At 58.4% G+C, this 15561-nt stretch carries 6 protein-coding genes; all 6 read left to right on the forward strand.

Annotated features, from left to right (window positions below; translation table 11 throughout):
• The first annotated feature begins 6 nt into the window (after positions 1 to 6).
• Positions 7 to 2151: a type I secretion system permease/ATPase gene (locus M2367_RS03735; RefSeq protein WP_259235819.1), complete on the forward strand. Its 2145-nt coding sequence runs from the start codon at positions 7 to 9 to the stop codon at positions 2149 to 2151.
• Positions 2144 to 3535, forward strand: a complete 1392-nt coding sequence (locus M2367_RS03740) for an HlyD family type I secretion periplasmic adaptor subunit (protein ID WP_042043570.1) — start codon at positions 2144 to 2146, stop codon at positions 3533 to 3535. The genes M2367_RS03735 and M2367_RS03740 overlap by 8 nt, the downstream gene beginning before the upstream one ends.
• A 36-nt stretch (positions 3536 to 3571) precedes the next feature.
• On the forward strand, positions 3572 to 4891 hold the full coding sequence (locus M2367_RS03745; protein WP_005907529.1) for a TolC family outer membrane protein: 1320 nt from the start codon (positions 3572 to 3574) through the stop codon (positions 4889 to 4891).
• Positions 4892 to 5039: 148 nt separating this feature from the next.
• On the forward strand, positions 5040 to 5759 hold the full coding sequence (locus M2367_RS03750) for a transglutaminase-like cysteine peptidase (RefSeq protein WP_404972848.1): 720 nt from the start codon (positions 5040 to 5042) through the stop codon (positions 5757 to 5759).
• A gap of 3 nt (positions 5760 to 5762) precedes the next feature.
• Positions 5763 to 7685: an EAL domain-containing protein gene (locus M2367_RS03755; protein WP_259235820.1), complete on the forward strand. Its 1923-nt coding sequence runs from the start codon at positions 5763 to 5765 to the stop codon at positions 7683 to 7685.
• A gap of 269 nt (positions 7686 to 7954) precedes the next feature.
• Positions 7955 to 15561, forward strand: a 7607-nt coding sequence (locus M2367_RS03760) for a retention module-containing protein (protein WP_259235821.1), incomplete at its 3' end; no start/stop codon positions are given.

The following is a 15561-nucleotide window of genomic DNA, read 5'->3' on the forward strand; positions in this document are numbered from 1 at the left end:
GATTTTATGCAAGCAGAAACCGACCATATCGATGAGCTGTTGGAATGCCTGGTCTTCCTGACCCGTTTCTATGGCGTTCCCAATAGCAAGGATGCGTTGACCACTGGGCTGCCACTGGTGTCCGGTCGGTTGACCACGGCGCTGCTCAGCCGCGCCGCAGAACGTGCTGGCCTCTCTGCCCGGGAGGTGCTGCAACCTCTCGAACAAATATCCTCACTGCTGTTGCCCTGTATTTTGCAGACCCGCGATGGCGGTGCCTGCATCTTGCTGGAGTGGAACGAGGATCGCAGTCAGGCCAAGGTTATTTTTCCTCAGGCAGGCGATGCGGCCGAGTGGCTAACGGCAGCCCAACTCGGCGATGCGTATCTGGGACGGCTCTTTTTCGTCAAGAAGCAGTTTCGCTTCGACGAACGCTCCCCCAAGGTGCTGGAGACCCGCGATGGTCACTGGTTCTGGAGTACCCTGCTGGAGTCGCGGGGCATCTATCGCGATGTCCTGGTGGCCTCCATTCTGATCAATTTGTTTGCGGTGGCCAGCCCTCTGTTCACCATGAACGTCTATGACAAAATAGTACCCAACCTTGCCTTCGATTCCCTCTGGGTGCTAGCGGTGGGCGCCGTGGTGGTGTTTACCTTCGATTTTGTGATGCGCCAGTTGCGCAGCTACTTTATCGATATTGCCGGCAAGAAGTCGGATGTGCTGTTGTCGGCCAAGATTTTTGCCAAGGTGATGGGGATGCGAATGGAGTCGAGACCCGCGTCTACCGGTGCCTTTGCCAAACATTTGCAGGAGTTTGAGTCGGTGCGGGAGTTCTTCACATCGGCCACTGTCTCAACCCTGATCGATCTGCCATTTGCCATCTTCTTCCTGGTGGTGATCTGGATGTTTGCCGGGGTCATGGTGGTGGTGCCCATCGTCGCCATGCTGATCCTGCTGGCCTACAGCTTCTATATACAGGGTTCCCTCAAACAGTCGATTGAGGAGGGCTCACGGCTCGCCTCCCAGAAAAACGCCAACCTGGTGGAGAGCATCGCGGGTCTTGAAACCGTCAAGATCTTCGGGGCCGAAAGCATGTTCCAGCATCGCTGGGAACAGGCGGTTTCCCACATCTCCACCTGGGGGGTACAGACCCGCCGTATCACCAACTCCATGTCATCCCTGGCGAGTTACATTCAGCAGGTGGTGACGGTCGGACTGGTGATTGTCGGTGTTTACCAGATCTCGGATGGCCTGGTCACCATGGGCGGCATGATAGCGGCCGTCATGCTGTCGAGTCGTGCCATCGCGCCCATGGTGCAGCTCTCTGTGCTCGCTACCCGCTATAACCAGGCCCGCTCTGCGTTGACCATCCTCGAGGGGATCATGAGTACCCCGGGTGAGCAGGAGGAGGGGCGGCAGTACATTCACCACCCCGTGGTCGAGGGGCGCATCGAATTCGAGAATGTCACCTTCAAATACCCGGGCATGGAGACCAGCACCTTGCACGACATCAGTCTCAAGATTGAACCGGGCGAGAAGGTGGCAATCATAGGTCGGATCGGGGCGGGCAAGACCACGCTTGAAAAGTTACTGATGGGGTTATATCGCCCGAGTGATGGCTCAGTGCGTCTAGATGGTTTCGATCTCGATCAGCTGGCCCCCTCGGCCGTGCGCCGTAACATAGGTTGTGTGCCCCAGGATGTGACGCTCTTCTTTGGCTCGGTGCGCGACAACATCATGCTGGGTAATCCTCTGGTGGATGATGCCAGGGTGTTGCGCGCCGCCAAGCGAGCCGGGGTGACCAACTTCACCAATCGGGATCCCAACGGTCTGGATCGCCAGATTGGTGAGGGGGGGCGTCAGCTATCCGGTGGTCAGCGCCAGGCTATTTTGCTGGCTCGGGCGCTGCTCAATGACCCTCCCATACTGGTGATGGATGAGCCGACCTCCAATATGGACAACCAGTCCGAGCAACAGGTCAAGCAGGAGCTGGCCAGGCTCGGCTCTGAGACCACCCTGATTGTCATTACCCACAAGACATTGATGCTGGATGTGGTCAATCGGGTGATCGTTATCGAGCAAGGCAAAATAGTGGCGGACGGTCCCAAGGTTCAGGTGCTGCAACAGCTCAAAGAAGGCAAGGTACGGGTTCAGGAGGCATCTAATGCTTAAGAAGGATGTGTTGCCCGCCCAGGAGCATCTGGCCTTCGTGGATGATGGTGCCGCCGCCGTATTGCTCAGTACACCAACCCGGGCTCGAGTGCTGCTCTGGTGCTGTTTCCTCTTCTTTATGAGCGCCCTGATCTGGGCTGCATGGGCCAAGCTCGACGAGGTGACCGTGGGACAGGGCAAGGTGATCCCATCCCGCCAATTGCAGGTGATCCAGAACCTGGAGGGGGGGATTGTCAAAGAGATCTTCGTCAAGGAGGGCGACATCGTCGAGAAGGGCCAGACCTTGTTGCGCATCGATGACACCCGGTTTCGCTCCGACTTTCGTGAGCGCGAGCAGGAGCTGGTTACCCTAAAGGGCGACATCGCTCGCCTGCGAGCGGAGATCCGCAGCGTGGTCGTCAAAAGCGAGGCTAACGTGAGTTGGCGCGAGCAGGTGGCGATTGACAAACAGGCCATCGATTTCCCGGAAGGTTATGAGAATGTATTTGCCGAATATGCGGCCCGTGAGGTGTCGGTGCAAAATGATCGGCTCAACAACCTTCAGAATCAGCTCTATATCCTGGGACAACAGATAGAGCAGAAAGAGCAGGAGCTCATCGAACTCAACTCGAAAATACGTACCGTGGGCCGCAGTGTGGATCTTGCTCGCCAAGAATTGAATATCAGCCGCCCATTGGCGAAAGAGGGGATAGTACCTCAGGTTGAATTGATCAAACTGGAACGTCAGGTAAACGAAATGCAGGGTGAGCTGGAGAGTAATCGCCTGGTGATCCCCAAACTAAACTCCGCATTGCGGGAAGCCATCTCCAAGCGCAATGATATCGCACTGAAATTCCGAGCCGATGCCCAGACTGAATTGAATGAGCGTCAGGGTAAATTGGGTCAGCTCTCCGCAGGCCAGGTGGGGCTGCGAGATCGCGTAGACAGAACCAGCGTGGTTGCACCTCTTAAAGGCACCATCAAAAAGCTGAAGATCAATACCTTGGGTGGTGTGGTCCAGCCAGGCATGGATTTGATGGAGATAGTGCCACTTGAGGATACACTCTTAGTTGAAGCCAAGGTGTCGCCCAAGGATATTGCTTTTTTGCGACCCGGATTGGAAGCCGTGGTGAAATTCACTGCCTATGATTTCACCATCTATGGGGGCTTACATGGCAAGGTAGAACAAATAAGTGCCGACTCTATTCAAGATGAGGAGGGTAATTCCTTCTATCTGGTACGAGTCAGGACGGATAAAAGCTTTCTGGGCGATGAAACAAATGCATTACCCATCATCCCCGGTATGTTAGCCAGTGCAGATATCATTACTGGTAAAAAGAGTGTTCTAGACTATTTGCTAAAACCGATATTGCGGGCCAAACAGTCGGCACTGAGGGAACGATAAGCCAACAATCAATAAAAGCATATGACTGGAGATATTATGAAAAAGACGATTGTTGCCATGCTTGTAAGTGGCGCTGTATTACTTCCTGGCCTGGTTCAGGCCGAAACGCTGGAGCAATCCGTTGCTCAGGCGTTGGCGACTCATCCCAAGATCAAGGAGGCATTTGATCTCTATCAGGCCCGCATGTATCAGCATGATGGTGCCAAGGGCGGCTATTACCCCACCATAGATCTGAGAGCCGGGGTGGGGTATGAGAATACCGACAGCCCCGCTACTCGTCTGGGGGGCCCTGGTGTCGATGACTCCATGACCCGCAAAGAGGCTGGCCTCAGTCTGCGCCAGATGCTGTTTGACGGTTTCGATGTCAGCAGCAACGTGGCTCGTACCAAAGCAGAGGCCAGCGCCCAGCGCCTGGCCATGATCTCGGAAGCCGAGAACACGGCGCTGCGCACGGCCGAGGTGTATCTCAATATGCTGCGTCAGCAGGAGATACTGGAGTTGTCCAAAGACAACCTGGCGACCCACGAGCAGATCCGCAGCGACATCAGCAAACGAACCGACTCAGGATTGGGCTCAACAGCAGACCAGACCCAGATCGAGGGCCGGGTCGCACGCGCCTATTCAAACCAGGCGGCGGCGGAGAACAACTATCGGGACGCCGAGAGTGAGTACGTGCGTGTGGTCAATGAGATGCCCAAGGATCTGGTGCAGCCAGTACCGGATGCCAGCCTGATGCCTGCGTCCATCGAAACGGCGCTCAAGACGGCCACCGAGGTGCATCCAACCCTGCTCTCCTCCCTGCAAGATATTGAAGCGGCCAAGTACCAGAATGAAGGTGCCAAGTCTGGCTTCTATCCCAATGTCGCCATCGAGGTGGATCAGAACTGGAATGAGGACATCGATGCTGTCAAGGGACGTAACGACGATCTGACCGCTATGGTGCGGATGCGCTACAACCTGTTCCGTGGTGGTTCAGATCTGGCCGAAAGCAAGGCGACTTCTGCGCTCTATTCTCAGGCGAAAGACATTCATCTGAATGCTTTCCGCCAGGTTGAAGAGGGTACCCGTCTGGCCTGGAATGCCAAGCAGTCGCTGGATCAGCAAAAAATCTACCTGCAACAACACGTAGATGCGAGTTATGACACTGTGCAGGCGTACAAGAAGCAGTTCGGCTTGGGTCAGCGTACCTTGTTGGACGTGTTGAACACCGAAAACGAGCTGTTTGAAGCCCGTCGCAGTTACATCAACGCGGAGTATGACTCCCTGCTGGCCGACTACCGCATCCTCAATGCCACTGGCAGCTTGCTCAGTGCCATGCAGGTGCAACAACCCGCCGAATGGCAAGCCAAAAACTAAGGTAGCGGACTGCTGCTGTTGGGCTTGGGTGTGACGACAATACCATTGCCGTCACACCCCACATCGGGCTTGCAGTCTGACGCCCTTATCTCCAGTATCTTGCACCTGATGATTTGTTGGCTCAGCTGAGTAGGGAAGGGATGTGACATTGTGGCGAATCGGGCAGTGGCTCGGCCTGTTTCACCGCCGGGGACGACACTTGCTCTGGTGTGGGCTGGCCCTGCTTCCTCTCTTGCTGGCGGCGAGTCAGCCGCTAACGGATGCCGATCTGGCCATGATAAAGCGAGCGCAGGACACCTATGGTGAGCGAGCAGGCAAACGCACGGCGAGCTGGCGGTTGCTTACCTTGCAGGCGCAGGCCGCAGGCTGGTCGGAGCGACAGAAGCTAGAGAAAGTGAACAGCTTTTTCAATCAGCTGCATTTTGTAGACGACAGCAAGTTGTGGCGCAGGAAGGATTACTGGGCCAGCCCTCTCGAATTTTTGGGGGCGGCAGGGGGAGATTGCGAGGATTTCAGCATTGCCAAGTATTTTACCCTGCTGGAGCTTGGCATCGACGATGAGAAGATGCGGATGGTGTACGTCAAAGCCTTGGACTACAACCAGTTTCATATGGTTGTTGCCTACTATGAAACCCCTTCATCCGTCCCCCTCATTCTCGACAATCTTATTGGGGCTCTGCGTCCGGCGACTGCACGTAAGGATCTGCTGCCTATCTACAGCTTCAATGGTCGTCACTTGTGGTTGATGAAGGCGCGTGGCCAGGGGGAACTGGCCGGCCAGTCTTCACGTTTGGGATTATGGAATGATTTACGCAATCGCATGACTTCAGGGCGATTGGCTCGACCTGTGGTGAATTTGGATGATTAACCTATGACGCTATATCGACAGTTACTGGCCACCATGTTGTTGCTGTTCGGGGCTCTGTTTGCCGTAACTTATTGGGTTCAGTTCAATTCGACCCGCACCTATCTTGCTCAGCAGCAAGAGACGACAGTGATCAACACCGTAACGGCCCTCGGACTGGCATTGACTCCCTATCTCGAGAATGGCGACAAGGTGAGTGCCGAGTCGGTCATCAAGGCGGTGTTTGATGGCGGCTACTATCGCTTGGTCCGGCTCGATCTCTTGGCCTCCCAGGATGTGATAGAGCAGGAGAATACTCATCATATTGATGGGGTTCCCGCATGGTTCATAGGGCTGGATCTGTTCCCAGAGATGTCCAATGAGTCCATTTTGACGTCGGGCTGGTTGCAGCTTGGCAAGCTCAAGGTGGTCGGTCATAGCGGTCAGGCCTATTACGAACTCTGGCAAGGGATGACCAACCTGGCGAGCTGGTTTGTTGTCGGCTTTCTCATCACCACATTGCTGCTGATGCGTGCCCTCAGTTATCTCCTCAAGCCGCTGGATCAGATCCGTGAACAGGCAATTGAGATAGAGCAACACCATTTTGGTCATGAGATCCCCGAGCCGCGTACCCTGGAGCTAAAGCAGGTGGTGCAAGCCATCAACACTCTGTCTGGCAAGCTGGCTGCTCAGTTCAAGGAGCAGGCACAAGAAGCTGAAAATCTGCGCGAGAGAGTCTATCTGGATGCGGTTTCCGGTTTGGGCAACCGCGCCTATTTCGTCGGTCAAGTCAATGCCTGGATCGCCGAGGCGGGGCAGGGGGGCGTCATGCTGGTGGCGGTCGATATGCTCGATGACATCTATCGGGACGAGGGTTTTGCCGCGCGGGACAACATGGTCAAGTCCATTGCCCAGAGCCTTAATGATGAACTGAGTGGGTGGGACGGGGCCGCCATTGCCCGCATCTCGGCCACCGAGTACGCATTGCTCTGCCCGACCAACGATCTGGACACCTTGCAGGAGCTGGCCGAGCGGATCAACAGTCGTATCGCCGATCTGGTGGTCAACCCTATGGGTGAAGCGGATGCGCTGTCGGTGATCGGCATCGCCGGGCGAGACAGTCAGGATGATCTCTCCAGCTTGCTGACCAAGGCGGATAATGCCCTGGGCCGGGCGCGCAACGAGCGACGGGGCGCCGTGGTGATGGAAGGGGGCAATAATCAAGGCATGATGGGGCGCCTGGCCTGGCGGGATCTGGTGGAAGATGCAATTAATCGTCAACTGTGGCGTTTCAAGGCACAACCTGCCTGTCGTTTTGACAATGGGACAAGGCTTCACGCCGAACTGTTTGCCGCCATTCATCGCGATGGCAATGACTATTTTGCGGGTCAGTTCCTGCCGGCTATCGAGCAGTTCAAACTCGGCAGCGAGTTTGATCAGGCGATACTCACGGCCACGGTGCCCCTGCTACAACAAGACGCCGAATTGGTACTTGCCGTGAATATTACCTCCGGGGCCATCTGTTCGGATGAGTTCCTGCTCTGGCTCGGTGACTTCTTGGGCCGCAATCCTGAGTTGAAAGACAGATTACTGTTCGAGATCCCGGAAGGGGCCATCCTGAAGCATCAAGCTCAGGTTGAAGCACTGGTGGCCGTGGTGCGCGAGCATGGTTACCAGTGGGGTGTGGATCATTATGGTCGCCACTTCCAATCCCTTGGCTATCTGGAACAGATGGCTCCTAGCTATGTCAAAGTTGACCATGGCTATACCAGCCAGGTCATGGAGCCGGGGGCGGATACCTCCTTCCTGGCTGCAGTATGCCGTGCCGCGCACAATGCCGGCGTCTTGACCATTGCTACCCGGGTAGAGAATGAGCAGCAAGTTAAGCTGCTATCTGGTCTGCATATCGACGGTTATCAGGGTTTTGTACACCCGGCATTCCTCATTTGAGCCAAAAATAATATGAAAAGGGCGCCCAGGTGGCGCCCTTTTTTATCACCTTTCAATGTAACCATTAGTTAACCTTATCTCGTGTGATGATAAGGCCTCTTTTGAGGCACTACCTAATATGTTGTTTTAAGAGGATAAGTGGCCAGCGTTCGATTTGGTTCATGAGTGTCTCTCTTGGGATGCCAATCCAGTACATTTTTGCAACGGACGTCCCCGTACTTCGCACATAGGGTTTATACATCGAAACCCTCAGTGTTGGAGTCAAGGCTATGCGTACCCAAATGATCGATAAGACTGTCGTCGTCGCCTCAATGGAAGGGGAAATCCTCGTCGTCAATGCTGATGGCAGTACGCGTCCATTGCAAGCGGGTGAGACGCTCTCACCCGGCACCAAACTGACACTGGCTGACGATGCCAAGTTGGCACTCCTCACCCCCGAAGAGGCCGCCGCTCTGGCCCAGGGGTCATCGGCTGCGCCCGAAGCCCATGTTCCAACCGATGCAGCGGACAAAGCCCTTGATGAGGCCAAACCGGATGGAACCGACAAACCTCTCGATCCCAATGACATAGCCGCATTGCAACAATCCATCCTGGAAGGGGTCGATCCGACCAAGAGTTTTGAAGCTTCTGCAGCCGGGGGGGCGCCAGCGGCAGGAGGTGGTGGTGGAATAGGCGGTGTTGCAGGTGCCAGTGGCAATGGCGGTTTTGTGACCATAGCGCGCACGGGTGATGCCACCATCGCTCAGGCTGGGTTCGATACAGACCACAGTGCAGAACCCTTTGTCGATCGTCTTCAAGAAGACGATCTCTTGCCTGATAATCAGCTCGATGACCAGGATGAATCTGCAGTTACCCAGGAAAATCAGGCCATCAGCGGCAATCTGCTGCTCAATACCAATAATCCCGACGGACCTTCTGATGCCTCGATAGTCTCTTATAGCTGGGGAAATAACACCGGCATACCGGCCGGCGTCGCATCCACCTTGGCGGGGATCGGCACATTGATCATCAATGCCGATGGCTCCTATACCTTTACCCCCGCTCTCAACTATTCCGGTCCTGTTCCCCCTGCGAATTACATCGTGACCGATGGCGCTGATACCAACCCGTCGGTCCTGACCATCACCATCTCCCCAGTGGATGACCCGGTGGCTCTGGGTGGGTTGCAAGTGGAAGGAGGGGAGCTTGTCTTGAATGAAGCCGCCTTGGCGGATGGCAGTGCACCTGATGCAGCGGTGCTGACCAAAGGGGGGTCTTTCACCTTCAATGCAGTAGATGGTGTCCAAGTCTTGAGTCTGGGCGGTGTGGTGCTCATCAGCAATGGCCAGGTCATCACCAATTTCCCACAGGTGATCCCCAGTCCTTCAGGCAATCAATTACTGGTGACCGGCATCACTTACAACCCTGTAACCGGTGCCGGGACAGTCAATTACAGCTACACCCTGAACGACAACGAAACCCACACTCAGCCAGCCAATGACACCGCGCTGACTGAAAGCTTCAACGTTGTGCTGACCGACAACGATGGTGACAGCACCAGTGCCAGCCTGGATGTGGTGATACTGGACGATGTGCCCAGCGTGCGTCTTATCCCCGGCTCTGGTGAGCTGGGTGTGGTCAGCGTGGATGAGAGTTTGCCTGTGTTGGGTGGCGCTGACAGCGACGGCATCGCCAGCGCGACCCTGGCTGCGGGCACGGTGCAAGCCCAGTTCAACCATGCCTTCGGCGCGGATGGCGCGGGCAGTATCGGTTACAACCTTGCCCTCAATGGCGGCAACGTGGCGAGCGGCCTCTATGCGGTCGACTCGCTGGCGGCCAACGGCCAGGGCGCCCAGATCCTGCTTAACCAGGTGGGCAATGTCATCACCGGCAGTGCCAACGGGGTGAACTACTTCACCCTCACCATCGATCCGGCCACTGGCGCCGTGACCCTGGCGCTGCTGGACAATGTCTGGCACGGCGATACCAGCAACCCGGATGACAGCGTCAGCCTGACCCTGACCAGCGGCGTGCTGACCCTGGTGCAGACCGTCACCGATGCCGATGGCGACAGTGCCAAGGCCAGCATCGATCTGGGTGTCAACGGGACGTTCCGCTTCGAGGACGATGGCCCGGCCTCGGGCTTGGCAGTCGAATTCCAGCGCCCAGGTTTCGTGGTGGTGGATGAAAGCCTGCCCGCCTTGGGGGGAGCTGGTAGCGATGGTATTGCAAGTGCAGTGTTGAGCGGTGTTACCGTACAGTCACAGTTCACTCATGCCTTCGGCGCGGATGGGGCGGGCAATATCGGCTACAACCTGGCCCTCAATGGCGGCAATGTGGCGAGCGGCCTCTATGCGGTTGACCCGCTGGCCGCCAATGGCCAGGGCGCGCAGATAGTGCTCAACCAAGTGGGCAATGTCATCACCGGCAGTGCCAACGGGGTGAACTACTTCACCCTCACCATAGATCCGGCCACGGGCGCCGTGACCCTGGCGCTGCTGGACAATGTCTGGCACGGCAATACCGGTAGCCATGATGACAGCGTCAGCCTGACCCTGAACAGCGGCGTGCTGACCCTGGTGCAGACCGTCACCGATGCCGACGGCGACAGTGCCAAGGCCAGCATCGATCTGGGCGTCAACGGGACGTTCCGCTTCGAGGACGATGGCCCGACCGCAGGACTGGCCGGTGAGGCCCCGAGTCTGGGGTCGGTGAAGGTGGATGAGAGTCTGCCGGCGCTGGGTGGGGTGGGCGGTGACGGCATCGCCAGCGCCACTCTGGCGGCGGTCACGGTGCAAGCCCAGTTCAACCATGCCTTCGGCGCAGATGGCGCGGGCAACATTGGTTACAGCCTGGCCCTCAATGGCGGCAACGTGGCGAGCGGCCTCTATGCGGTTGACCCGCTGGCCGCCAATGGCCAGGGCGCCCAGATCCTGCTTAACCAGGTGGGCAATGTCATCACCGGCAGCGCCAACGGGGTGAGCTACTTCACCCTCACCATAGATCCGGCCACGGGCGCCGTGACCCTGGCGCTGCTGGACAATGTCTGGCACGGCAATACCGGTAGCCATGATGACAGCGTCAGCCTGACCCTGACCAGTGGTGTGCTGACCCTGGTGCAGACCGTCACCGATGCCGATGGCGACAACGCCAAGGCCAGTGTCGATCTGGGCGTCAACGGGACGTTCCGCTTCGAGGACGATGGCCCGACCGCAGGACTGGCCGGTGAGGCCCCGAGTCTGGGGTCGGTGAAGGTGGATGAGAGTCTGCCGGCGCTGGGTGGGGTGGGTGGTGACGGCATCGCCAGCGCGACCCTGGCGGCGGTCACGGTGCAAGCCCAGTTCAACCATGCCTTCGGCGCGGATGGCGCGGGCAACATTGGTTACAGCCTGGCCCTCAATGGCGGCAACGTGGCGAGCGGCCTCTATGCGGTTGACCCGCTGGCCGCCAATGGCCAGGGCACCCAGATCCTGCTCAACCAGGTGGGCAATGTCATCACCGGCAGTGCCAACGGGGTGAACTACTTCACGCTGACCATAGATCCGGCCACTGGCGCCGTGACCCTGGCGCTGCTGGACAATGTCTGGCACGGCAATACCGGCAGCCATGATGACAGCGTCAGCCTGACCCTGACCAGCGGTGTGCTGACCTTGGTGCAGACCGTCACCGATGCCGACGGCGACAGTGCCAAGGCCAGTGTCGATCTGGGTACTGGCGGCGTATTCCGCTTCGAAGATGATGGCCCGACGGCGGGGGTGAGCACTCAGGCGCCCAGCCTGGGCGCGGTGAAGGTGGATGAGAGTCTGCCGGCGCTGGGCGGCGTGGGCGGTGACGGCATCGCCAGCGCGACCCTGGCGGCGGTCACGGTGCAGGCCCAGTTCAACCATGCGTTCGGCGCGGATGGCGCGGGCAACATTGGTTACAGCCTGGCCCTCAATGGCGGCAATGTGGCGAGCGGCCTCTATGCGGTCGATCCGCTGGCGGCCAACGGCCAGGGCACCCAGATCCTGCTTAACCAAGTGGGCAATGTCATCACCGGCAGTGCCAACGGGGTGAACTACTTCACCCTCACCATAGATCCGGCCACGGGCGCCGTGACCCTGAACCTGCTGGACAATGTCTGGCACGGCAATACCGGCAGCCACGATGACAGCGTCAGCTTGACCCTGACCAGCGGTGTGCTGACCCTGGTGCAGACCGTCACCGATGCCGACGGCGACAGTGCCAAGGCCAGTGTCGATCTGGGTACTGGCGGCGTATTCCGCTTCGAAGATGATGGCCCGACGGCGGGGGTAAGCACTCAGGCGCCCAGCCTGGGCGCGGTGAAGGTGGATGAGAGTCTGCCGGCGCTGGGCGGCGTGGGCGGTGACGGCATCGCCAGCGCGACCCTGGCGGCGGTCACGGTGCAAGCCCAGTTCAACCATGCCTTCGGCGCAGATGGCGCGGGCAACATTGGTTATAGCCTGGCCCTCAATGGCGGCAACGTGGCGAGCGGCCTCTATGCGGTCGATCCGCTGGCCGCCAATGGCCAGGGCGCGCAGATAGTGCTCAACCAAGTGGGCAATGTCATCACCGGCAGTGCCAACGGGGTGAACTACTTCACGCTGACCATAGATCCGGTGACTGGCGCCGTGACCCTGAACCTGCTGGACAATGTCTGGCACGGCAATACCGGCAGCCACGATGACAGCGTCAGCCTGACCCTGACCAGCGGTGTGCTGACCCTGGTGCAGACCGTCACCGATGCCGACGGCGACAGCGCCAAGGCCAGTGTCGATCTGGGTACTGGCGGCGTATTCCGCTTCGAAGATGATGGCCCGACGGCGGGGGTGAGCACTCAGGCGCCCAGCCTGGGCGCGGTGAAGGTGGATGAGAGTCTGCCGGCGCTGGGCGGCGTGGGCGGTGACGGCATCGCCAGCGCGACCCTGGCGGCGGTCACGGTGCAAGCCCAGTTCAACCATGCCTTCGGCGCAGATGGCGCGGGCAACATTGGTTATAGCCTGGCCCTCAATGGCGGCAACGTGGCGAGCGGCCTCTACGCGGTCGATCCGCTGGCCGCCAATGGCCAGGGCGCGCAGATAGTGCTCAACCAAGTGGGCAATGTCATCACCGGTAGTGCCAACGGGGTGAACTACTTCACGCTGACCATAGATCCGGCCACTGGCGCCGTGACCCTGGCGCTGCTGGACAATGTCTGGCACGGCAATACCGGCAGCCATGATGACAGCGTCAGCCTGACCCTGACCAGCGGTGTGCTGACCTTGGTGCAGACCGTCACCGATGCCGACGGCGACAGTGCCAAGGCCAGTGTCGATCTGGGTACTGGCGGCGTATTCCGCTTCGAAGATGATGGCCCGACGGCGGGGGTGAGCACTCAGGCGCCCAGCCTGGGCGCGGTGAAGGTGGATGAGAGTCTGCCGGCGCTGGGCGGCGTGGGCGGTGACGGCATCGCCAGCGCGACCCTGGCGGCGGTCACGGTGCAAGCCCAGTTCAACCATGCCTTCGGCGCAGATGGCGCGGGCAACATTGGTTATAGCCTGGCCCTCAATGGCGGCAACGTGGCGAGCGGCCTCTACGCGGTCGATCCGCTGGCCGCCAATGGCCAGGGCGCGCAGATAGTGCTCAACCAAGTGGGCAATGTCATCACCGGTAGTGCCAACGGGGTGAACTACTTCACGCTGACCATAGATCCGGTGACTGGCGCCGTGACCCTGGCGCTGCTGGACAATGTCTGGCACGGCAATACCGGTAGCCATGATGACAGCGTCAGCCTGACCTTGGGCAGTGGCGTACTGACCCTGGTGCAGACCGTCACCGATGCCGACGGCGACAGTGCCAAGGCCAGTGTCGATCTGGGTACTGGCGGCGTGTTCCGCTTCGAAGATGATGGCCCTGTGCAATCTGGTAATGGGCAAGGCCCCACAGTGCATGGTGCTGTCCAGGAGGATGCCCTGACCTTGGCTGGCGGTGCTCCTCATGAGGGCAATCATGAAGGGCCGGGGCAGACCACCACGGCCAGTGACACCTCGGGCACTCTGAATACCTTGGTAGAGTTTGGCGCCGATGGTCCTGGCGTATTCAGCCTGTCGAATAACGTCAGCTCGCTGGTCTCACAAGGGCTGAGCAGCGGCGGTGTGGCGTTGAGTTACAACGTGGCGGGCAATGTGCTGACAGCCTCCGCCGGCGGGACAGTCATCTTTACCCTGACGGTGGCTGCCGATGGTGATTATTCCTTCACCCTGAAGGGGCCGCTGGATCATCCCGTCAAGGAAGGGTTACCTAATGGGGATAATGAACTGCTGCCAGTGCCTATCGACTTCTCGGGGGTGCTGGTCGCCACCGATGGGGATGGTGATCGGGTTCCAGGCTTTACGAAAGGTTCATTCACCATTGATGTGCAAGACGATATTCCGGTAGCGCAAGATGACTATGCTACCGTGCTGTCCGGGCAGTCCCAAAACATCAATATGGTGTTCGTGCTCGATTTCAGCGGCAGTATCGATAATAACGAACTGAACGCCATGCTCGATGCGGTGCGTACTGCAGGGCAGGCGTTGTTCAACACCTCTGGTGGTCAGGTCAAGATCCAGATCGTTGCATTCTCCGGCGATTCCATTGCTTACCTGCCAACCGACAATATCACTGCGTTCACTAATCTGGTGAACTCATTGAACCCGCAGGAACCCGGTGGTGTTCGCCCATTCAACGGTGATACCGACTTTACCGATGCCATCCAGGAGACCATTGCTTCCTATACCCCGATCTCGGGGTGGAACAATCAGGTGGTCTTCATCAGCGATGGCAACCCCAACGAACAAACTGGTCCTGGCGGCACGTCGCTTACCAGCCCTGTAGCAACCAGCTGGAATAATTTCGTCGATAACAACGGTATCACTGTCACCACCATAGGTATCGGTAATGGCATCATCGATGCCCGTCTGCAAGATATCGACGTGGATGCGGGGCCGAACAATACCCCGCTGCGAGTGAACAACTTCGGCGATCTGGTCGATACCCTGCTCAATCAGGTCATTGGTGGTCTGGTGCAAGGCAATGTGCTCAACGGCACCAACACTGTCGTTGGCGGTGGGGATGATGATGCCTATGGTGCGGATGGCCCGGGCTATATCCAGTCCATCAAAATCGGCGCGACCACCTACAGCTGGGATGGGGTGCTCGATGGCGATCAGCAGCTGACAGCCGTTACCACCCCTGCTGGAGGCAAGCTGAGCTTCAATTTCTCCACCGGGGCATGGAGTTATCAGGCGCCCGCCAATGTGAATGGCGATCTCACCGAGGACTTCCAATACACCATCATCGACAAGGACGGCGATCCGGCCACGGCGACCCTGCACCTCTATGTCGAAGACGTGGGCGCGGTGGAAGGCTATGTCGATGAGGATGAACTGCCAAATGGCATCACCGACGGTGACAGCATCACCAACAGCGTCAGTGGCAGCGTCGCACCGCTGATCGTGGGTCCGGATAATTCCGCGACCATCAGCCTGGGCAGCAATACCAGTGGCGTGACCCCGGCCAGTTCGGGTGGCGTGGCGCTGGTCTATACGGTAGTGGGCGATACCCTGACTGCCACGGCCAATGGGGCGACTGTGTTCACACTCCAGGTCGGTTCAAATGGCAGCTATCAGTTCAACTTGGTCAAGTCGCTGGATCACCCACTGGGTAACGGTGACGACAACGAGCTGCTGACGCTCGATTTCACCAGCATCCTGCAGGCCAGCGGCGGCAGTGGCACCTTGGCTGGTAACTTCCTGATCCATGTAGAAGACGACGTGCCTAAGGCCAACGACAATGTCGGCGGCACCGTGACCGAAGACGTGGTGGCGAGCCTGAACGGCAACGTGCTGGGCAACGACCTCTCTGGTGCAGACAACCC

It is taken from the genome of Aeromonas sp. BIGb0445 (assembly GCF_024809075.1).
Lineage (GTDB): Bacteria > Pseudomonadota > Gammaproteobacteria > Enterobacterales > Aeromonadaceae > Aeromonas > Aeromonas rivuli.

Coding starts and splice junctions, on each gene's coding strand:
- M2367_RS03745 (WP_005907529.1), top strand. CDS start 3,572: ATGAAAAAGACGATTGTTGCCATGCTTGTAAGTGGCGCTGTATTACTT.
- M2367_RS03740 (WP_042043570.1), top strand. CDS start 2,144: ATGCTTAAGAAGGATGTGTTGCCCGCCCAGGAGCATCTGGCCTTCGTG.
- M2367_RS03755 (WP_259235820.1), top strand. CDS start 5,763: ATGACGCTATATCGACAGTTACTGGCCACCATGTTGTTGCTGTTCGGG.
- M2367_RS03735 (WP_259235819.1), top strand. CDS start 7: ATGCAAGCAGAAACCGACCATATCGATGAGCTGTTGGAATGCCTGGTC.